General features: G+C 67.4%; 7 protein-coding genes. 2 read left to right on the top strand and 5 right to left on the bottom strand.

Going from position 1 to position 22,091, the window contains the following annotated elements:
• Nucleotides 1-362: 362 nt before the first annotated feature.
• On the bottom strand, nt 363-1,817 hold the full coding sequence (locus tag ABZW16_RS11430) for an AMP-binding protein (RefSeq protein WP_354954732.1): 1,455 nt from the start codon (nt 1,815-1,817) through the stop codon (nt 363-365).
• A 391-nt stretch (nt 1,818-2,208) separates the two neighbouring features.
• On the opposite strand from ABZW16_RS11430, the gene ABZW16_RS11425 reads away from it, so the two are divergent.
• Nucleotides 2,209-2,799 (top strand): TetR family transcriptional regulator, encoded by a 591-nt coding sequence (locus ABZW16_RS11425; protein WP_354954730.1) that lies wholly within the window; start codon nt 2,209-2,211, stop codon nt 2,797-2,799.
• A gap of 108 nt (nt 2,800-2,907) precedes the next feature.
• Nucleotides 2,908-4,110 carry a cytochrome P450 gene (locus ABZW16_RS11420; RefSeq protein ID WP_354954728.1) on the top strand — a complete coding sequence of 401 codons (1,203 nt, stop codon included), beginning with the start codon at nt 2,908-2,910 and terminating at the stop codon, nt 4,108-4,110.
• 117 nt (nt 4,111-4,227) lie between these two features.
• Here ABZW16_RS11420 and ABZW16_RS11415 read toward each other — a convergent pair whose 3' ends face one another.
• The 4 genes from ABZW16_RS11415 to ABZW16_RS11400 all read right to left on the bottom strand — a co-directional run bounded on the left by ABZW16_RS11415 (nt 4,228) and on the right by ABZW16_RS11400 (nt 22,044).
• Complete coding sequence (locus ABZW16_RS11415; RefSeq protein ID WP_354954726.1) at nt 4,228-5,592, bottom strand: WS/DGAT domain-containing protein; 1,365 nt, start codon at nt 5,590-5,592, stop codon at nt 4,228-4,230.
• 126 nt (nt 5,593-5,718) lie between these two features.
• The gene (locus tag ABZW16_RS11410; protein WP_354954724.1) at nt 5,719-6,648 is read right to left on the bottom strand and encodes an aldo/keto reductase; all 930 of its coding nucleotides are present in this window, start codon (nt 6,646-6,648) and stop codon (nt 5,719-5,721) included.
• Between the two features lie 47 nt (nt 6,649-6,695).
• Nucleotides 6,696-20,885, bottom strand: a complete 14,190-nt coding sequence (locus ABZW16_RS11405) for an amino acid adenylation domain-containing protein (protein WP_354954722.1) — start codon at nt 20,883-20,885, stop codon at nt 6,696-6,698.
• A 454-nt stretch (nt 20,886-21,339) separates the two neighbouring features.
• Nucleotides 21,340-22,044 (bottom strand): PIG-L deacetylase family protein, encoded by a 705-nt coding sequence (locus tag ABZW16_RS11400; protein ID WP_354954720.1) that lies wholly within the window; start codon nt 22,042-22,044, stop codon nt 21,340-21,342.
• Between the last annotated feature and the right edge of the window lie 47 nt (nt 22,045-22,091).

Here is a 22,091-nt window from a genome sequence, read left to right as displayed (position 1 = left end):
CGGAACTAGTTACGCGCTCGGCCGGGAGGTCCCGCACACCGATACACGTGCCACGCACATTCTCGCCCCGCGACTTCGTGCGCGACACAACAGCCGGCGCCGCCGCGAGCATTATGCGGCCGAGCAGTTGCTGTGCGACAAACCTCATGAGTTATGCCACTTCACGGAACTTGCAGACCGACCGTCGGACACCCGGATCGACTGTCCCGGCATGGGAACGACATACGCGACCAGCTGATGACCCTACGCGGGCGCAGATCGTTACCAGCGCAACCGATGCGGACGGCGAAGTGCCGTGCTGGACAGCAGAAATCCTGTCCAGCACGGCGCTATGTCGATCGGGCGCTATGTCGATCGCTGTTTCAGCCGACCTCGAACAACTGTGCCGCCATGCGGCGGCTCGGCTTTCCATTCGGCAATTTCGGCAACTGGGTGACTATGCGGATCTGGCCGGGAATCTGGTGGTCGGCCAGGTGTGCGTGGCAGTGCCGCACAATGTCCCGTTTGGTGGTCTGCGCACCCTTGCGCAGGTGGACGACTGCGGCGATGTCATCGCCCAGGCGGGGATGCGGTACGCGCGTGGCGAGCGAGGAGACGATATCGGGATGTTCGTCGAGCGCGGACTCCACATCGACCGGTGCGACCGTATGGTCGCCGCGGTGCGCGATTTCGCTGAGCCGCCCCAGGATTCGCAGGCGTCCGTCTCGTTCCCGGCGGGCCACATCGCGGGTGCGCAACCAGCCGTCCGCGGTGAAGGCCGCCGCGGTGGCCGCCGGATTGCCGACGTATCTGCTGAACAGTGCCGTACCACGGACCTCCAGCTCGTGCCCGCCCGCCAATTCGGCACCGGCCAGGCGGAATTCGACACCGGTCGGTGTGCCGACGGTGCCGGGGACCCGCTCCCACGACGGTGGATCGGCCGCCGCCTGGTGACTGGTCTCGGCGAGTTCCAAGGCCTCGACGACCGGGCAGCCGAGCAAGCGTTCCGCGCGCTCGGCCGCCAGGCGCGAGAGCGGTGCCGAGGCGGTGCGCAGGAAACGCATACCGCGCGCCCGCTTGCGCGAGGCCACCAGCCCGGCGGTGAGACCGGCCAGCTGTGCAGGCATCACGGTGAGCCAGGTGGGCGTCGCCGAATCCAGCAACCGGTGCGACTGGCGCATCTCGCTCGCGGACGGCAGCACCACCGTGCACCGGTTGCGCAGGGTCGCCATCAGGTTCGCGAACAGACCGTGGCCCTGCGCCCACGGCAGCAGCGCGATGGTGCGGTCCTCCGGCGTGAGGGCGAAATGATCTGCGACAGCGGATATTCCGGCCGCGATATTGGCCTCGGAGAGCGCCACCGCCTTCGGTGCTCCGGTGGAGCCGGAGGTGAACAGGATCAGCCGGTCGCCCTCGTGCACCGGCGGGTCGGGCACCGTCGGCGCCCATTGATGTCTGCGCGCCACCTGCGACGGGATCCATTCGATGTGCGCCGGTGGCTCGAACGGGTTGCGCCACAATAACGTCGGCGACTCGATCGGCCCCGGGGTCGACGCGACCACCACGCTGGGCCGGGCCAGCGCCAAGATCTGCTGCTTCTCTTGCGCACTCAGCTGCGGATCCACCGGCGCGAATACCGCACCGATATTCCAGACCGCCGACATTACCGCCGCGAAGGCCGGTGAATTCGGTAGTTCGGCGACCACCACATCACCTGAACCGACGCCATTTCTCTTCAAACACCACGCAACGGATTCGGCCCATGCTTCGAGCTGACCGAATGACAAGATCGGATCCGCATCGGCGGAAACAAGAAACGGCCGATCGGGGGTATCCATCAATTGTCCTTCCGATGGCGCGATGGATATCCCACTCCCGTTGCGGGATTCGATAATCCGCAACGGGAGTGGGGTCACGAAACGGCACCCATCGCCGATCGCAGCAGTTATCCCCGGCACCTCCCGGCAAGGGGGAACAAGAGGTGAGCAATGGAACCCGAAGTCCGCGCGACCAACGCCTTCCGCATCGTGACAGCTCCAGCACCACCGTCGAGGTCCAATTCTTAGCGGCGCCAGGTGCCCAACATTACCGCCGCACCTCGAGCATGCCCACAATCCTCGTTCCCATCTTTGGGAACGGGACGAATACCCGACACAGTCGGCCGAGCCGCACTTGGTCCCGCTCATCGCGGGACTTACGCTGCTCTGTCTGGGATCAACCGGAGGGCACATGTCTGGTGAGAACGTCGGCCGCAAAAGGGATTCGGCCGCGACACGAACCGCGATTCTGACCGCGGCGCAACAGTTGTTCGCCGAACGCGGCTACGAGCGCACAACGGTGCGTGAAATCGCCACGCGCGCCGGGGTGAATCAGGCGCTGCTGTTCCGATACTTCGGCAGTAAGGACGAACTGTTCCGGGCGGCGATCGCCGATCGGGGACGACGCGTACTGGAGGACGGGCCGGTCGATGGTCTGCTCGGCCGCTTGCTGTCACGTGCGCTCGAGCCGAGCGGCTCAGCGGCACAGGGACATTGGCTGCAGGCGGCGCTGCGCTCCAGCGGACACGATGAAGGAGCGGCGGCGATCCGCCGCGAGTTGGGCGACGAATACGCCCGCGCGCTCTCCTCGCTCACCGATGGCCCCGATGCCGAGTTGCGCGCCGATCTGCTGCTCGCCTGGTTGCTCGGCATCGGACTGGTCCGCTCCGTACATCGCCGAGAACCACTGGCCAGCGCCGATCCGGCGGCGGTTGCCCAGCATGTGCTGCGCGCCGCGCGGGTGCTACTGGAGCGCGTGGATGTGAATTTCCCACCGCCGTAACGAGATTCAACCGTTGACGGGCCGGTGCCGCCTTCCTACCATCGATTGTAAGCACTTGCTTACATGACTCGGGCGCCCACCGTCTGCGTCGCGGAAGGGAGATCGCACATGCCAGTCGACAATGAGGTACGCCGCTTCCCCTTCGGCACCCCGGTCCGCCTCGAAATGGATCCGCTCTTCGCTCGGCTGCGCCGAGAGGAGCCGATCAGCCGCATCCGGCTGCCCTACGGCGGCGATGGCTGGTTGGTGACCCGCTACGAGGATGTGAAACTGGTACTCGCCGACCCGAGGTTCAGCCGCGCCGCGGCGGTCGACCGCGAGGACGTTCCGCGCGCAACGCCCGAGCCCGCGCGCCGCAACTCACTACTCAGCATGGATCCGCCGGAGCACACCCGGCTGCGCAGACTCGTGGTCAAGGCCTTCACCGGCCGCCGGGTCCAGGCATTGCGTCCGCGCGCCCAGCAGATCGTGGACCAGCGGCTCGACGAAATCGAGCGCTCCGGCCCACCCGCCGACCTGGTGCAAATGCTCGCATTGCCGCTGCCGGTCACCGTGATCTGCGAAATGCTCGGTGTCCCAGCGCAAGACCAGCACCGCTTCCGTGACTTCTCCGATACGGTGCTGTCCACCACGGCGCACACCCGTGAGCAGATCGGCGCCGCACGGGCGGGCCTGGAGGCGTACCTGGCCGAATTGGTGACACAGCGCCGAGAGCAGCCCACCGACGATCTGCTCGGCGCATTGGTCGCCGCGCGCGATGATGAGGACCGGCTGAGCGAGGCGGAGCTGGTCAACCTGGGTATCGGCCTGCTCATCGCGGGCCACGAGACCACGGCCAACCAGATCGCCAACTTCACCTATATGCTGCTCACCGAGCCCGGGCACTGGGAATTGCTCTGTGGCAGACCGGAACTCGTTCCGAGCGCGGTGGAGGAGCTGCTGCGCCACGTCCCATTGGGTTCGGGCGGTTCATTTCCCAGAATCGCCACCCAGGACCTCGAACTGGGCGGCGTCACCATCCGGGCCGGGGAGGCGGTATTCGTCAATACCCAGGCCGCCAACCGGGATGCGGCCGTCTTCGACGATCCCGAGGAATTGGACCTCACCCGAGAACGCAACCCGCACATGGCCTTCGGGCACGGCGCGCACCACTGTCTCGGTGCCCAACTGGCCAGGGTCGAGCTGCAAGTTGCGCTCGACTCGCTGCTGCGACGGTTCCCTTCCCTGCGCCTAGCGGTACCGATCGACGAGGTGCGGTGGAAGTCCGGTCTACTGGTTCGCGGCCCGAAAGCCCTACCGGTGACCTGGTAGGCGTCGAACTCTGCCCCGCTACTGGCAGTTCAGTTCGTCGAGCTGAGTCATATGGTCGCCCAAAACCCCCATCCACAACGACCATTTGACTCGCCTCGACGAACTGAACTGCCTCGGTTACTCCGACTCGCCGAGAGCAGCGGCGACGTCGCGCAGCGATTCCAACAGGATGTCGCGGTAGGCGTCGAGGTCGGGGACTATCTCCGGATCGCAGGCCACGGATACGGTGAAGCTATCGCCCACGCCGACGAACGAATGCGCCAGACCGATGTCCGGGTACACCGGCGGCAGCATGCCCGCGAAGCGAAACGGCTTGCCCAGCAAGGACCATTCGGCGGTCGGCTCGCACCTGATGCTGGTCAGGATCGTATGTGCGAGCGCGGGCGCGTTCGGATCCGCGGGCGGCAGCGTACCGAACCTGGCCCGGTAGACGCGGCTCGGCAGCCGGTCGACCAGTGCGAGTCGGCCCAGTTCCCGGCGGCTCGATGGCGAACGGCGGCGCTCGCGCAAGGTGGCCTCGACGGTTCGCGCGCGATCGGCGAGGTCGGGCTCACCCGCGGCCAGGGCGACCGCGTCGGCACCCACGCGATTGACACCCATGACCTTGGCGTCGGGCACCGCGATGGTCACCAATGCGGCGAGATCGTCGGGGCATGTGCCATCGCGTTTTTCGAGATAGCGCTGCACGGCGCGCGAGATCGCGGTCAGCCCCAGTGCCGTCACGGTAATCCCCGGCACCCGCACGTCCTGCAGGTCCAAGGGGATGGTGCGCACGGCGCGTCCCGCACCGATTCGCCGGTTGAGCACGGTCGGGCCGACCGGTGGTGTACTCGGCCCGCCGTCATCGCCCTCGCGGGCGATCCGGCGCATTTCGCCCCGGAAGCGGAGGTTGAAACCCAGCACCTGCAGCGGCCAGCGCAGCGCCCCGCCAACGGCGGTGAGCGCCAGGCGCGGACGTGTCGCGGCAGGACCGAGCCCATCGATCCGCAACGGTGCCGAGGCGAACAGGGCCTCCGACAACGAGGTCATGGCCGGACCCGCCATCAGGGCATGGCTGATATGCATCAGCACCACGGTGCCCGCGCCGCTCGGCGTGGCGATACCGACCACATTCGGAAATACGTGCAGCTGCCAGGCGCTGACCCGTGCGTCCAGCGGTTGCTCGAGAACGCGTCCCATCTCGTCCAGGCACTGGGCCCAATCCAGTTGTGCCGCATCATGAGTGACGATGTGCGCAGCGATCGGACTGTCGTCTGCCACCCAGTACGGATGCCCGAACCCGCCCGGCACCTCGCGAATGCGGCGGCGCAGCGGTGCGAGCAGTTCGGCCCGCTCGCCGAAGTGGGCGACGATGTCCGCGGCGGTCGGCGGCGCGCCGGTCTCGTTCTCGAACGCCCACCACATCGGCCAGTCGGTGACCCGACCCGAGCGGGCCAGATAGTAGTAGGCGGCGTCATTGGCCACCAGCTGTGATTCATGCATGATGTTGCTCTCGTCGATCCGATTTGCTGCACTCTGCCATCACGTTGAGCGGAACTGAAATCGGCTGTCGGCCTTGGCGGTCCACTGACGGGATCCCCAGCCGTGTTCGACTGGGGACCGCGTTCGTCAGCCGCGGGACAATTTCGGCAGCAGCGAACGCCAACCACCGGTGCCGCCCGGTGCGGCAGTGCTCACCGCCGACAGTGCGGCGAATTCGTCATCGGTGAGCGTGATGGTGGCGGCGGCGGTGTTCTCCTCCAGATGCGCTACACGCGAGGTGCCCGGAATGGGCAGGATGACCGGCGAGCGCCGCAGCAGCCAGGCCAGCGCGAGCTGGGACGGGCTGGCGTCGGTGCGCGCGAGGCTGTCCAGTGGACCGCCGGGCCGTGCAAGCTCGCCGGTGGCCATGGGGAACCATGGGATGAAGGCGATGTTGTTCGCCTCGGCGTATTCGAGTACGTCCTCCGCGCTGCGGTTGACGAGGTTGTACTGATTCTGTACCGAGACGATATCGGCGATCTTGCGGGCCTGCTTCAGCCCTGCGACGGACACCTCGGAGACGCCGATATGCCGGATCTTGCCCTCTTGCTGCAGCAATGCCAGCTCGCCGATTTGGTCGGCGAGGGGCACCTTCGGGTCGATCCGGTGCAGCTGAAACAGATCGATGCGATCGACGCCGAGATGGCGCAGGCTCAGTTCGAGCTGTTGGCGTAGATATTCGGGCCGTCCAACCGAACGCCAGTCGCCGGGACCCGGCCGGGTCAGCCCGGCTTTGGTGGCGATCACCAGATCGTCGGGATACGGGTGCAGCGCCTGGCGGATGAGGGATTCGCTGACGAACGGACCATAGGAATCCGCGGTGTCGATGAAGGTGATGCCGAGTTCAACGGCGCGGCGCAGCACGCGTACGGCCTCATCCGGATCCTTCGGCTCGCCCCAGACGCCGGGGCCGGTGATCTGCATGGCGCCGTAGCCCAGGCGCTGGACCGGTAGGTCACCGCCGAGGGCGAAGGTGCCCGAGGCGGCGGCGGGACGGGACTGTGCTTCGGCGGTCATGCTTTTCCTTTCGGACTGAGATGAATGATGCTGCGTCACACACTGCCTCATCGGGATTCGACGAGGTCCTCCGGTAGGCCGTCATCGCTCGGAACCGGGAAGAAGCCCGAGTCGATGAAGGATCTGACGTAGGCGTCGAGCGCGGCAGCATCGATGGTCGGGCAGTGGATGTGCTGTTTGGCGAGTTCGGTACGGGTATGGGTGTCGTCGACCGGGGCCGAAACCCCGCCGTAGTTACCGCTGACCAATGCGGCGCGCACCAGGGAGTCATCGCCCGCCGCATCACGCGCCGCGGCTTGTTCGGCCAGCTTCGTCGCGATCTCCTCGATCGAGGCGATCGCGATCGGAATCCCATGTCTGCGAATGGCTTCGAAGATGTCGCGAACTACCACCGGCCGCGAGTTCACCAGGTGGTACGCCGCGCCGATCGCGGGTCGGTCGGCCAGCGTCACAATGGCCGACACCACGTAATTGACCGGTACCAGCGACATCGCGGCGTCGGCGGTGTCGGGGGCGAGCCCGAGGATGGCGGCCGCCCGGATCATATTCCAGAACGAGTCGTCGACGCTGTTCACACCCAGCCGCGGATCGCCGCATACGATGCCGGGACGGTAGATGCTCACCGGCACACCGCGTGAGCCCGCCTGCCGAACCAATTGCTCGGCAACCCATTTGCTGGCCACATATCCGTTCTCGGACACCTCGCCGATGCTCAGCTCCGCATTCTCCCGGCCGATGAAATCCGGTGCGGTGGCGGCCGGAATCACGGTATTGATGGTAGAGACGAAATGCACGGGCTTGATCCGGCCGGTGGTCGCCAGGCCGAGCACCTCGCGGGTACCCGAGACGTTCGCCGCGCGCAGTCGCACATAGGGCTCGATATGGTTGACGCGAGCTCCGTTGTGGTAGATCGCATCGATCCGTTCGGCCAGCCGCGCGTAACCGGCCTGGTCGAGCCCGAGGCGGGGCGCGGCCAGATCGCCTGCGACAGCGACGATTCGGGACTGATAGGAGTCATCCCAGATCCGGTACTTCTGCAAGGCGTCGCAGATCCGCTTGTATGCCCGCTCGTCATCGTCGCCGCGCACCAGGCACCAGACGCGTACCGGCGTGCTGGCCAGCAACTCCCGCAGCAGGTGTGCGCCGACGAATCCGGTCGCACCGGTGAGCAGCAGGTCCCGTGGGGCCGCCGCGAGCATGGGTGCGACACCCTCGGCACTGATCTCCGGTCCGAGCACGATATCGGTGTCGATCGTCGCGCCGTCATCGGGTGTGAGCACGGCCGCGGGCTCGTCCGGATTGTCGATGCGGGCGGCCAAGCCGCGCACCGTCGGCGTGGTGAACAGCGCCGCCATCGGCACGTCGATGCCGAGCCGGGCGGCCAGCGCGCGCTGCAGTGTGAAGGCCAGCAGCGAGGTGCCGCCGAGTTCGAAGAAATCGTCCTCGGCACCGATCCGGGCCACACCGAGCACCTCGGCGTATGCCGCGGCGACGGCCCGCTCGGTGCTGGTCTCCGGTGCGAGGTAATCGCGGGCTCGGAAGACCGGCCGCGGCAGCGCGGCACGATCGAGCTTCCCGCTGGCGTTCATCGGGAAGGATTCCAGCCCCATGATCACCGAGGGCACCATATAGGACGGCAGCACCTGTGCCAGCGCCTCGCGCAGGGCATCGGCCGCGAGTTCGGTCGCCGGTACCACGTAGGCGACCAGCTGATCCCCGATATCCGATGCCGCCACCACGACCACGGCCTGGGCGACGGACGGCTCGGCCAGCAACGCGGCCTCGATCTCCCCCAGCTCGATCCGGTGTCCGCGAATCTTCGCCTGGAAGTCGGTGCGGCCCAGGTACTCCAGTACGCCGTCGGCGCGGCGGCGCACCAGATCACCGGTCCGGTACATCCGGGCGCCCGACGGCCCGTACGGATCGGCGACGAACCGGTCCGCGGTCAAATCCGCGCGCCGCAGGTAGCCGCGCGCCAATTGGGTTCCCGCCAAATACAATTCGCCGACCACACCGGCTGGCGTCAGATGCAACCGGGAATCCAGGACGTAGGTGCGGGTATTCCACAGCGCCACGCCGATCGGCACCGTCGTCCGGTCGCTGGTGGACGCGGGCCGATATGTCACCGAGACCGCCGCCTCGGTGGGGCCGTACAGGTTGTGCAGCCCGGCATCCGACAGCGCGGCGAAATCGGCGACGGTGCCCGGTGGCAGGGCCTCACCGATGACGAATACCTCGCGCAGCGACGCCAACTGCTCGGTCCCGGCCGCGGCCAGGAATACCTGCAGCACGGACGGAACGAAATCGGTGACCGTCACCCGATGGGTGCTGATCAGGTCGGCGATATACCCCGGATCGCGCTGGCCGTCCGGCGCGGCGAGCACCAGCCGCGCGCCCACCCACAGCGGTACGAAGAAACCCCACAGCGATACATCGAACGTGGTCGCGGTCTTCTGCAGGTAGACGTCGTCGGGCCGGAACGCGTACTCCGCCACCATCCATTCGATCTGGTTGGTGATCGCGCGGTGGGACACCAGCACGCCCTTGGGTCTACCGGTCGACCCCGAGGTGAACAGCACATACGCCGGGTGGTCCGGGTGCAGCGGCGCGCGCAGTTCACCGGCGGTGACCGGGTCGGCCGAATATGCCGACAGCTCGAGGGCATCGATATCGATGACCGGCGGCCCGGAAACCGGCACCGGATGGTCGGTCATCGTCAGCACGCACACGGGCTCGGCCGTGCGCAGCACATACGCGATCCGGTCGGCCGGATGGTCACGGTCCAGCGGCAGATACGCGCCGCCCGCGCTCAGCACTGCGTACATCGCGACCACCAGTTCCGGCGAACGCGGCATCGCAAGCGCCACTACGGATTCGGGACCGATGCCCTGCCCGATCAGATACCGGGCCAGGCGGTTGACGCGCTCATCGAATTCCCGATAGGTCCACGCCGTCGCGTCGTGCACGATGGCAACCGCCTCCGGTGCCGCGGTGACGGCGTGGCGGTAGCCGCTCAGCAGGACATCGCCCGATACCGGATGCATGGTCTCGACCGCATCCGACAGCAACTGTGCGCGTTCGGCCGTATCGATCACTTCGATATCACCGAGGACGGCACGCCGATCACGCGCGATCACCGACAGCAGACGGGTGAACCGGTCCACGAAATCCTGCACGGTGGGCTGGTCGAACATATCGGTGGCGTAGGTGACCACGCCGCCGATCCCGGTCGGTGTGCCCGCGGCGTCGTAGGTGTCGCCGATCATCCAGTGCAGATCGAACTGCGATATCTCGCTGCCGATATCCAGGGTCGTGATCGCGAGTCCCGGCAACTCCAGTGCCACCAATTCCATATTCTGGAACGACAGCGCCACCTGATACAGCGGGTGCCGGGTGCTCGACCGCACCGGATTCAACACATTGACCAGCCGTTCGAACGGCACGTCCGCGTTCGTGAAGGCCTGCAGATCGGTTTCGCGCTGACGCGCGAGCAGTTCGGTGAAGGTCGCGCCCACGTCGTATCGGGTGCGGAACACCACGGTGTTGATGAACATGCCGATCAGGTCGTCGAGCACCGCATCGCCACGCCCGGCGACCGGCGAGCCGATGGCGATATCGTCGGTCGCCGACAATCGCGCCAGCAGCACCGCGAGTGCCGTGTGCACGACCATGAACAATGTCGCGCCCTCGGCCCGTGCCAATTCGGCCAGCGCACTATGGGTTTCGGCGTCGATGCGGACCGACACCTGGCCACCGGCGACGGACCGGATCAGCGGACGCGGCCGATCCGATGGCAGGTCGAGCTGATCGGGCAGACCAGCCAACTCCTGTCGCCAGTGGGCGATCTGCTGGGCCGCCACCGAATCCGGATCATCCTCGGTGCCGAGCACCTCGCGCTGCCAGATGCTGTAGTCGGCGTACTGCACCGCCAGCGGCGCCCACGCCGGTGCCACCGCGGCGGAGCGTGCCACATACGCGGTCATCAGATCCCGGACCAGCGGGCCGAGTGACGAGCCGTCGGCGGCGATGTGATGCACCACCATCGCCAGCACGTACTCGCGCCCTCGCGAGGAGTCCGGCGCATCGAGGGAATCCGGGTGCGCCGCATCGCCGAGATCGAACAGGGCGAGTCGGATGGGCACCTCGGTGGTGAGGTCGAAGACCGTCCTCGCCAGATCCGCAACCGCGTTCGCCACCTCGGCGGGGTCGACGGCCTCGATCCGCACCCGCGGTATCGCCTGCATTGCGGGCAGGATCACCTGCACCGGAACCGGGTTGGCGTCCTCCGGGCCCGCCTCGGTGTACGGGTACACCGTGCGCAGGATCTCGTGGCGGGTGACCAGATCCCCGACCGCCTCCTGCAGTGCCGCGATATCGAGGGCGCCGGTCAAACGCACCGCCATCGGCACGTTGTAGGCCACCGAGGCGGTATCGAGGCGGTTGAGGAACCACATGCCCTGCTGGGCCAGTGACAACGGGATCCGCTCCGGCCGTGGACCGGCGGTCGGCGCGGGACGGCCGCCCCCGGCCGAATTCTCGTGCAGTCGGGCCGCGAGCGCGGCCACTGTCGATGCCTCGAACAGCAGCCGCACCGGGACTCGGGTATCGATCGCGGCGCCCAACCGCGCCACCAGCCGGGTGGCGGTCAGCGAGCTGCCGCCCAGTTCGAAGAAGTCGTCATCTGCGCCGACCGGTGTTGCGGGACGGAGCAATTCGGTGAAGATGCCCGCGACCAACTCCTCCAGCGGTCCGGATGGCGCGCGATATTCCCGCGCCCGCAGTATCGGCGCGGGCAAGGCGGCGCGGTCGAGTTTGCCGACCGGGGTCAGCGGGATCTCGTCGAGCACCATGACGGTGGTGGGCACCATATGCGCGGGCAGGCTATCGGCGGCAAACGCGGTGAGTTCGTCGGCATCGGCCACCGCACCGCTGGCGGCGTGCACATAGGAGACGAGAATGGTTGCACCGCTGGCGATTTCGTGACCGATGGTGACCGCGAAATCGACGGTGTCGTGAGCCGTCAGCACGGCATCGATCTCGCCGAGTTCGATCCGGAAACCGCGGACCTTGACCTGGAAATCATTGCGGCCCAGATACTCCAGCGCACCGTCGGCCGTCCGCCGAACCAGATCGCCGGTCCGGTACAGCCTGGCTCCGCCGAGATAGAACGGATTCGCCACGAACCGGGCCGCGGTCAGCGCGGGACGCTCGTGATATCCGCGGGCCAGCTGCGCCCCGGTGATGTAGAGCTCGCCGACGGCGCGGTCCGGCACCGGAGACAAACGCTCATCCAGCACGTACTCGGTAATCGCGCGGATCGGCCCGCCGATGGTGACGGTCTGCCCCGGTACCAGCGGCGCGCTGATATTGGTCATGATCGTGGTCTCGGTCGGCCCGTACCCGTTGTAGAACTCGCGGGTGCGCCGCCCGGCGATCGCAATGGTCCAGCGCCGCACCAACTCCGGCGGACATGCCTCGCCACCGGCGATCACCACGCGAAGTTTGTCCAGGCCGGTCGGGTCGACCGACGCCAGCGCCGCGGGAGTGATGAAGGCATGCGTCACCCGCTCCCGGCGCAGCAGCGCGGCCAATTCCGCACCGCCGTAGACGCTCGGCGATACCACCACCATGGTCGCGCCCCCGCCGATCGCCAGCAGCAGCTCCAACACCGAAGCGTCGAACGATGGCGAGGCGAAATGCAGTGTGCGCGAACTGGACGTGACCCGGTAGCGCTCGCGCTGTTCGTCGCAGAAGCTCGACAGTCCGGCCTGTGTGACGACCACGCCCTTGGGCTTGCCGGTCGATCCGGAGGTGTAGATGACATAGGCCGGATGTTCGGCGCGCAACGGGCGCGCTCGATCCGCGTCGGTGATCGGTTCGGCGCAGTAGTTGTCGAGGCGCGCATCGATATCATCGGCATCGATGGCGAGCCAGGCCACCTCGGCGGGTAGCTCGGCGCCGACCGCCGCGACCGTAAGTCCGAGCACTGCACGCGAATCCGTGACCATGTGCCGGACCCGCTCGGCGGGATAGTTGGGGTCGACCGGCACGAATCCGGCTCCGGTCTTGGCGACCGCCCATACCGCGAGCACCGACTCCGGTGACCGCGGAATGCCGACCGCGACCAGATCCTCCGGGCCGATACCGCGCTCGATCAGCAGCCGGGCCAGCCGGGTCGAGCGCTCGTCGAGGTCGACATAGTCCACTTCGGCCAGCCGCTCGACGGCATCGGCGAAGACGACCGCGACACCGTCCGGATTGCTTTCCACGGCCTCGGTCAACAGCTGCGGCAGCAATGTGACAGGTGCCTGCTCGGCCGTGTCCGTCCCGACGGATCGGACCGGCGCGGTCAATGCCCGTTCGCGTTCGCCGTCGTCGAGGAGGTCGATATCACCGATGATCGCGCGCGGATCGGCGGCGACCGCGGCGAGCATCCGCTCGAACCGCCGAACGAGCCCCTGAATCGTCGCTTCGTCGAAAAGGTCTGTCGCATAGGTGAATACGACAGCCAGCTCGTCCGGCACCCCATCGGCGCGGCGGCGCGGCTCGACGATCACCTGCAGGTCGAATTTCGCGACGACCTCGCCGATCTCCAGTGCGGAGACCGTCAGTCCGGGCAGTTCGAGCGCTGGCTGCTCGGTGTTCTGGAACGACAGCATCACCTGGAACAGCGGATTGTGCGCGCCGTCGCGCGCGGGTGCCACCACCTCGACCACCCGCTCGAAGGGGATATCGGCGTTGGCGAAGGCGGACAGGTCGGTCTCGCGGACCTGTTCGACCAGGGACGCGAAGGTGGCGGCACGGTCGATATCGGTGCGCAGCGTCAGGGTATTGACGAACATGCCGACCAGATCGTCCAGGGCGGCCGCACCACGACCGGCGATCGGCGTGCCGATCGCGATATCGGCACCGCCGGAGAGCCGGGCCAGCAGCGTGGCCAATGCGGCATGGACGACCATGAACAGTGATGAATTGCGCTCGCGCGCAATTCGATCCAGCCCCGCGTGAATATCTGGGGACACGACCGTACTGCTCGACGCGCCGCGCATCGACGGCCGCGCCGGACGCGGGTGATCCGGCGGCAGCTGCGCCGCCTCCGAGACACCGGCCAGCTGCCCGCGCCAGTACGCCAATTGCTGTGCGGCGATGGAGTTCTCATCGTCGTCGGTGCCGACAACCGTGTGCTGCCAGAGCGCGAAGTCGGCGTACTGCACCGCCAGCGGCGCCCAGCCGGGCGCGGTGCCCGCGGCGCGCGCCAGATAGGCGGTCGCCAGATCCCGCGCCAGCGGCGCCAGCGATACGCCGTCCGCCGAAATGTGGTGCACGACCAGGACCAGCAGATGTTCGTCTGCGCTCGGGTCGGAGAACAGCTGGATCCGCACGGGCGGATGTTCGGTGACGTCGAATCCCGCGGACAACAGCTCGGCGACCCGCTGGTGATCGCCGGCGGTGGCCGCCTCGACCGGCAGCCCACCGGGCAGCGTTTCGGTCACCGACAGGATCTCCTGGCGCGGCAGCCCGTCCGGAGCGTGTACCGGGAACCTCGTACGCAGCGCCTCGTGGCGCTCCAGCACATCCGCGACGGCCTGCCCCAGTGCGGGTACGTCGAGGTCACCGGTCAGCCGGATCGCGAATGGCAGGTTGTAGGAAGGGGATTCGGTGTCGACCTGGTTGAGCACCCACATGCGGTACTGCGCCAGCGACAGCGGCAGCACCTCCGGTCGGGTGGTCCGAGTCAACGGCGGGCGATCCGCACCGGCACCGGAGCCCGGCGCGATGGCCGCGGCCAGTGCCGCGACCACCGGTGCGTCGAACAGCACCCGCACCGGCACCCGCGCATCCAGCGCCGCACTCAGCCGGGCCACCACCTGGGTGGCGATCAGTGAGTTGCCACCGAGGGCGAAGAAGTCGTCATCGGCACCCACCCGCTCCAAGCCGAGTACGTCGGCGAACACCCCGGCCACGACCTGCTCGATCGGGGTGGACGGTGCACGGAAGTCCCGGCTGGCAAAGCTCGGCCGCGGCAATGCCTTGCGGTCCAGCTTGCCGCTGGTATTGAGCGGGAACTCGGCCAACTCCACGACCGTGGCCGGAACCATATACCCGGGCAGCGTTTCCGCCAGCGCCGAGCGCAACCGCGCCGTATCGATCGAGGCGCCCGGCGCGGGCACCGCATAGGCCACCAGCTGATCACCGGGCTCCGACGGCAGCACCAGCACCGCGGACTGACTAACCGAAGGCTGGGCGAGCAACGCCGATTCGATATCGCCGAGTTCGATGCGCAGACCCCGGAATTTGACCTGGAAGTCGCTGCGGCCCCGGTACTCGAGTGCACCGCCCTGCTGACCGTCGAGCGCACGCCACACCACCAGGTCACCGGTCCGGTACATCCGCTCGCCGGATCCGAACGGGTTGGCCACGAACCGCTCCGCGGTCAGGTCGGGACGCGCAACATAGCCGCGGGCCAGCTGGTCACCGGCCAGATAGAGTTCGCCGGTAACACCGGCTGGCACCGGCCGCAATCGCGAATCCAGCACGTAGACACGGGTGTTCCACGCCGGTGCGCCGATCGGCACACCCGTGCGCTCGGTACCAGAGGCAGGCCAGCTGGTAACCGAGACCGCGGCCTCGGTCGGTCCGTAGAGATTGTGCACCGCGGCATCGGAGACCGCCCGCAGCGCGAGCACGGTCTCCGGCGGCAGCGCTTCACCGGCGACGAACAGCGTCTGCAGCGTCGAGATGGCGCCCGCACGCGTGTGCGCCGCGAATACCGATAGCATCGATGGGACGAAGTCGGTGACGGTAACTCGCTGTGCCGCAATGGTTTCCGCGAGGTAGACCGGGTCCCGGTGGCCGTCGTGGGTGGCTATCACGAGTTTGGCACCCACCCGCAGCGGGAGGTAATAGCCCCACAGCGAGACATCGAAGGTGGCGGCGGTCTTCTGGAAGTAGACGTCGTCGCTGCCCAATCGGTACTCGGTGCGCATCCAGGTGATCTGGTTGTGGATCGCGCCGTGCGACACCGCGACCCCCTTCGGGCGTCCGGTGGAGCCCGAGGTGAAGATCACGTACGCCGCGTTGTCCGGATGGACCGGTCGCAGCAGTTCCTCGGCACGCACCGGGGCACCGTCGAATCCGTCCAGCTCCTCGGTGTCGAGGTTCAGCACCGCGAGCCCGTCCGGCACCGGTACGGCATCCGCGGTCGTGGTGACCACGCAGGCCAGCTCGGCGCTGCTCAGGATGTGCCCGATGCGCTCGGCCGGATGATCCGGATCCAGCGGTACGTACGCGGCACCGACAGTGCCGATCGCATAGATACCGATGACCGATTCCAGCGAACGCCGGACCGCGAGCCCGACCAGCGACTCGGCACCGACACCGCGCGAAATCAGCAGGCGCGCAAGTCTATTGACGTGCTCATCGAGGTCCCGGTACGTCAGCTCGCGGCCCTCGTAGACCACGGCGACCCGATCCGGATGCGCCCGCACCGCACGGCGGTAGCCGTCCAGGAGCGGCTCCGGTTCGACCGGATGCCGGGTATCGTTCCAGTCCAGCAGGATTCGATCCCGTTCGGCGCCGGTCAGCATGATGTCGATATCGCCGGTCCGAGCAGCGGAATCGCCGAGCAGCGCCTCGAGCACCCGGATCAGTCGTGCGGCAAGGGATTCCACCTCGTCGGCGGTGAACCGATCGCCCAAATACTTCCACGTCAGTTCGAGCGTCGAGGCCGCGGTCACCAGCAGTGTCAACGGATAATGCGTATCGTCCTGCAAACCGACACCGGTCACCGACATACCGTCGACGGAATCGGCGGCGGCGATCGCGTCCCGGTCGATCGGGTACGACTCGAATACCAAGAGGGTGTCGAATTGCGCTCCGGCCCCGGCGATCCGCTGGATGTCGGTGAGACCCACATGGTGGTGGTCGAGCAGACCGGCCTGCTCGCGCTGCACGGACCGCAGGAACTCGCCGACCGCCAGCCCGCCATCGACCCGTACGCGCACCGGCAGCGTGTTGATGAACAAGCCGACCATCGACTCCACGCCGGACAGTTCGGCCGGACGGCCGGAGACCGTGGTGCCGAACACCACATCGTCGCGGCCGGTGAGCCGCCCGAGCAGAATGCCCAACGCCGCCTGCATCAGGGTGTTCACGGTGACGCCGAGTTCGGCGGCCTGCTCGGCGATCCGGCGGGTGCGCTCGGCGTCGATCTCGGTGATCACCTTGCCGATCTCGTGGCGTTCGGTCGCGCGCGGGGGTGGCGCCAGCCGAGTCGGCTCGTCCACGCCGGACAGCGCCTGCGCCCACGCCCGCAGCGACGCCTCCCGATCCCGACCGGCCAGCCAGCTCAGGAAGGTGCGGTAGGAGGGCACCCGCGGCAGCGCGGACTGGTCCCCCCGAGTCGCATAGAGCACCAGCACATCTCGCATCAGCAGCGGCATCGACCAGCCGTCGAGCAGGATGTGGTGGGTGGTGATCACCAGATGCCACTGCTCGGTGCGGTACAGGGTGAACCGCAGCAGTGGTGCCACCGACATGTCGAAGCGGGTTTCACGCTCCTGCACGACCAGCCGCCGCAGCTCCGGCAGCCGCTCGGACTCGGGCAGGTGCGTCAGATCCACCGCACGCCATGGCACCTCGACCCGGTCCAGCACCACCTGCACGGGGTGACCGTCGACGCCGGTGACGAATGCGGTCCGCAGGTTCGGATAGCGGTCCAAGATGCCCTGCGCCGCGGCCCGCAGCCGCTCGACGTCCAACGTGCCGCCCAGGTCCACGGTCGCCTGAGTGGTGTAGACATCGACACTCGACTCGGCCAGTAGCGCGTGGAAAAGCAGGCCCGACTGCAGCGGCGACAGCGGCCACACATCCGTCAGCGCCGGGTAATCTCGTTCCCACCCTTCGATATCCGACTGGCCGACGCTCACCAGCGCCAGATCCGACGGCGTCAGGCCACCGGCCTCCGGGCGCCGCACATGCTCGGCCAGTGCGTGCAGCGCGGCGACCCACAGATCGGCGAGTTCTTGTGCCCGTTCCCGCGACAACAGCCCGCTCGGGAAGGCGAACGACGCACTGAGCTGCGGACCGTCCGGCCCGTCGGTGACGATCGCATTGATATCGATCACGCCGTTCGCTGGCATGTCCGGATCCATCTCGGCATCCAGCTGCCCCAGATCTGCGACCGGCACCCAGCCCAGATCACTGAGCTGGGCCGGGATCTCCCCCGTCGACATCCGACCCAAATAGTTGAAGCTGATCTGACCGGCGTCGCCCAACTCAGCGGCGGTCTGTGGGTTCAGGTAGCGCAGCAGACCGTAGCCGATTCCCTTGTCGGGGATCGCCAGCAGCTGCTCCTTCACCGATTTCACGATGTCGCCCATGGCTTTTCCGCCCGTGAACGCCGCCGCGACATCCGCGCCCGCGAGATCCAGCCGCACCGGATAGGCGCTGGTGAACCAGCCGAGCGTGCGGGACAGATCCGCGCCCGCGACGACACCCTCTTCGCGACCGTGGCCTTCCAACTTGACCAGTACGGCGCCACTGGAGGTTTCGCCACGCCATTTGCGCACTGCCAGCGCCAGCGCGGACAGCAGGCCGTCGTTGACACCACCGCGATACCGGCTCGGAATCGCGGTCAGCACCGCATCGGTCACCCCTGCGGGCAATGTCACCTGGACGCGGTCGACAGTGGCGAAGGTGTCCACCGCCGGATCGAAGGCGCGCGCACCGAGCAGCGGCTCTGCGGTAGCCGAAACCTGTTGCCAGAATGGCAGTTCCGCGACGCGCGTCGGATCCTGCGCCGCGTCGAGCAGGGCGTGCGCCCACCGCCGCATCGAGGTTCCGTTGGCGGGCAACGCCACCGGCTGCCCGGCCGCCAGCTGCGACCACGCCACTGCCAGATCCGGAATCAGAATCCGCCAGGACACACCGTCGACCACGAAATGGTGCGCGATGACCAGCAATACATCCCGACGGCCCCCGGACTCCGGGAAGGCGAACCAGACGAACCGCACCATCACCGCATTTGCGGGATCGAGCCGACCCAGCGCCGCGTCGTATTCGATATTCGCCCGCCGCGACAGCTCCGCATCGGAGATATCGGCGGGCATCTCGATCCGGTCCACCAGCGCATCGACGTCCAGGGCGCCACGCTCGAGCGCCTCGAAGACCCACGAGGTGCCGGCCGCAGCCGAGGCGTTACCGCGCAACCGTGCGCGCAGCACGTCATGGTGATCGAACATCGCCCCGATGGTCGCGACCAAGGTTTCGCGATCGATGCCGTCGGGCAGCGCGAGCGCCATCGACTGCGAGAACCGTTGGTGCGACGCGCCATTCGACAGCGTCGCCGCCAGCAACGGGGTCAACGGGATCTCGCCGACCCCGCCGCCCGGCAGTTCGGCCAACCGCTGCTGCTGCGAATCACCCTCGAACGTGGCGATCTCGGCCAATGCCTCGACGGTGCGATGATCGAAGACATCCCGTGCGGTGAATACGACACCGCGCGCTTTGGCCCGCGACACCAGTTGAATCGACAGGATCGAATCGCCGCCCAGCGCGAAGAACGAGTCGTCCAGACCGACCCGCTCGACACCGAGCACCGCCGCGAATATCTCGGCGATGATCGTTTCGATTTCACGCACGGGAGCACGGAATTCGCTCGCCGCGAAGACCGGCTCCGGCAGCGCCTTTCGGTCCAGCTTGCCGATCGGGGTGAGCGGCAGGTGGTCGAGCACCACGATCGCCGCCGGAACCATGTACTCCGGCAACCGCTCCCCGACGAAGGTCGCGAGTTCGCCGGTGTCCACACTGCTCCCAGCGTGCGGCAGCACGTACGCCACCAGGACCTTCGCACCGGAGGGCAGCGTCTTGCCGACGGTCACGGCATAGTCGATATCGGGATGGGCGCTCAGCGCATTGTCGATCTCACCCAGCTCGATACGGAAACCACGGATCTTGACCTGGAAGTCCGTCCGGCCCAAGTACTCGAGGGTGCCGTCGGTTCCGTTGCGTCGCACCAGGTCGCCGGTGCGATACAAACGCCCCCCGGGATTACCGGTGTCCAATTCGAGCGGGCTGGCCACGAACCGTTCCGCGGTCAGTCCCGGCCGCCCGAGATATCCCTCGGCCAGCGCCGCTCCCGACAGGTACAACTCGCCGGTTACGCCGGCGGGCACCGGCCGCAACCGGGCGTCCAGCACGAATGCACCCACTCCTGCGAGCGCGGTACCGATCGTGATCGGCTCGTCCGGCAGCAGCTCCCCCAGGGTCGCCCATACCGTCACTTCCGTCGGGCCGTATACGTTGACGAACCGGCGCCCGTCGCGCGCCCAACGTCCCACCAGTTCCGGGCCGCACGCCTCGCCGCCGACCGCCACCATCTCGAGATGGTCGAGCCCGGCCGGATCCACCGACTCCAGCGCACCCGGCGTGATGATCACGTGGGTGACCCGCTCACGCCGCAGCAGCTCCGTCAACTCGGGGCCACCCGATGCGTGCGGCGGCGCCACCACCAGCGTCGCTCCCGACGAGAAGGCCAGCAGCAGTTCGAGCACCGAGGGGTCGAAATTCGGCGAGCACACGTGCAGGAGCCGCGAACCCTCACACACCCCGGAGACTTCCCGCGCCGCGGCCAACAGCCCACCGAGACCGGCATGGGTGACCACCACGCCCTTCGGCTTTCCGGTCGATCCCGAGGTGTAGATGACATATGCGGGGTGCCGGTGATCGACCGGACGCACCCGGTCGGCATAGGAGATCGGGTGGCCCGGCCGCTCACCAATTCGCCCGGCCAGCATCGGATCATCGAGTTCGAGCCAGTCCACACTCGCGCCGAGTACCGGCCGGTGTGCCGTCGTGGTCAACCCGAGCACCGCACCCGAATCCGCGAGGATGTGCGCGATCCGCTCGGACGGATATCCGGGATCCACCGGCACATACGCCGCGCCGGTCTTCGCGATCGCCCATACGGCCAGCACCGATTCGACGCTGCGGGTGATCCCGATCGCCACCACGTCGCCCGCGCCGACCCCGCGTGCGATCAGCTCGCGCGCCAACCGCGAGGACAGTTCGTCGAGTTCCCGGTACGTCAGCTGCCGATCATCGGCTGGATCGCCCGATGGATCGAACCGGATGGCGACGGCATCGGCCGCGGATTCCACAGCGGCCGCGAGTAGGTTCCCGAAGAGCAGACCTACTCGGCGACGACTACCACGTGCGGAACGACGATCCCTAGCCACTCGGTACTACACCTTTCAACTATGCCGAAACCTGCCCACGGTGATACAACACCCGAATAAGTGGAAACGCGATTCACGAACCGACGATTGATCGCCACAGGCGGAGCCCGTCATCATACGATCGAATATCTCCAACGAGGGGAGCGCACCCGAACGAATCGCGATAGCCGTCCCGGCGCGGGACGACACCACCCATAAGTCATGCAATCTAGCTATCGTGACACTGGGGTGCAAACCCCCTGTCGCACTCCAGTTTCAACGCGATCTCCGCTGACCGATCGGTACGCCCACATATCGGTATTCTCACCACCACGGCAGACAACCAGCTGACACCCAGCAACGCAATTCATCGGGCTGCCCACCCAACGACCGGGCTGGTCACCGCTGGGAAACGTGATAACCGCCACATATTAGCGCAGCGGATCCGACATTGACTTCGGTCACAGGGAGCCGATCAGCCGAAGTAGTAGAGCTCGAAGCAGACGGCACGGGCGGCGGGGAAGCCCGGCTTCGGCGCGGTTGCCATATCGATCACCGCACGGACCTGGTCGGCGACCGGCTCGGGGCTGAGCACCTCGAGGTAGCGGCGGTGTTCGGCCAGTGAGGCAGCGGCCTGTTCGAGGGTGCCGGTGACATCGACGGCATGCGTGCCATTGGAGCCGACCACGGCGGCCAAGCGGGCCGACCACGGGGTTTCGGTGAGTTCGGGAAAGATCCACTCGTTGCCCGCATCGGAGATCGCATCGAGTGCGGCGCGGCCGACGGCGCGATGGTCGGCACTATTGGCGTAGCCGGGCGCCCAGGTGTCACCGAAGTTGAACAGCACCACCAACTCCGGTTGATGGCGCCGGATCGCGGCGGCCAGATCGCGACGCAGGGCCAGGGATTCCTCGACACGGCCGTCCGGATAGCCGAGGAATTCCACCTCGCGTACGCCGACCACCTTGGCGGCGGCGATCTCCTCGGCCTCGCGCAGGGGTCCGGCCTCGGCGGGGGGCACGCCCGCGATCCCGGCCTCACCGGAGGTGACCAGAACGTAGCGAATGTCCTTGCCCTGCCCCGTCCAACGCGCGACGGCGGCCGCCGCGCCGTATTCGATATCGTCGGGGTGGGCCACGATCACGAGGCCACGCTGCCAGTCTTCGGGAAGCTGCTCCACGCGAATCATTCAAGCAGACGCCCCAACTCATACCGCGCCACCACCCG

It is taken from the genome of Nocardia sp. NPDC004604, from assembly GCF_040609795.1.
In the GTDB taxonomy this organism is placed as follows: domain Bacteria; phylum Actinomycetota; class Actinomycetes; order Mycobacteriales; family Mycobacteriaceae; genus Nocardia.
Note: the sequence above shows the minus strand (reverse complement) of the source record. Positions and strands in the feature narration are given on the sequence as shown.

Coding starts and splice junctions, on each gene's coding strand:
- ABZW16_RS11430 (WP_354954732.1), bottom strand. CDS start 1,817: ATGGATACCCCCGATCGGCCGTTTCTTGTTTCCGCCGATGCGGATCCG.
- ABZW16_RS11425 (WP_354954730.1), top strand. CDS start 2,209: ATGTCTGGTGAGAACGTCGGCCGCAAAAGGGATTCGGCCGCGACACGA.
- ABZW16_RS11420 (WP_354954728.1), top strand. CDS start 2,908: ATGCCAGTCGACAATGAGGTACGCCGCTTCCCCTTCGGCACCCCGGTC.
- ABZW16_RS11415 (WP_354954726.1), bottom strand. CDS start 5,592: ATGCATGAATCACAGCTGGTGGCCAATGACGCCGCCTACTACTATCTG.
- ABZW16_RS11410 (WP_354954724.1), bottom strand. CDS start 6,648: ATGACCGCCGAAGCACAGTCCCGTCCCGCCGCCGCCTCGGGCACCTTC.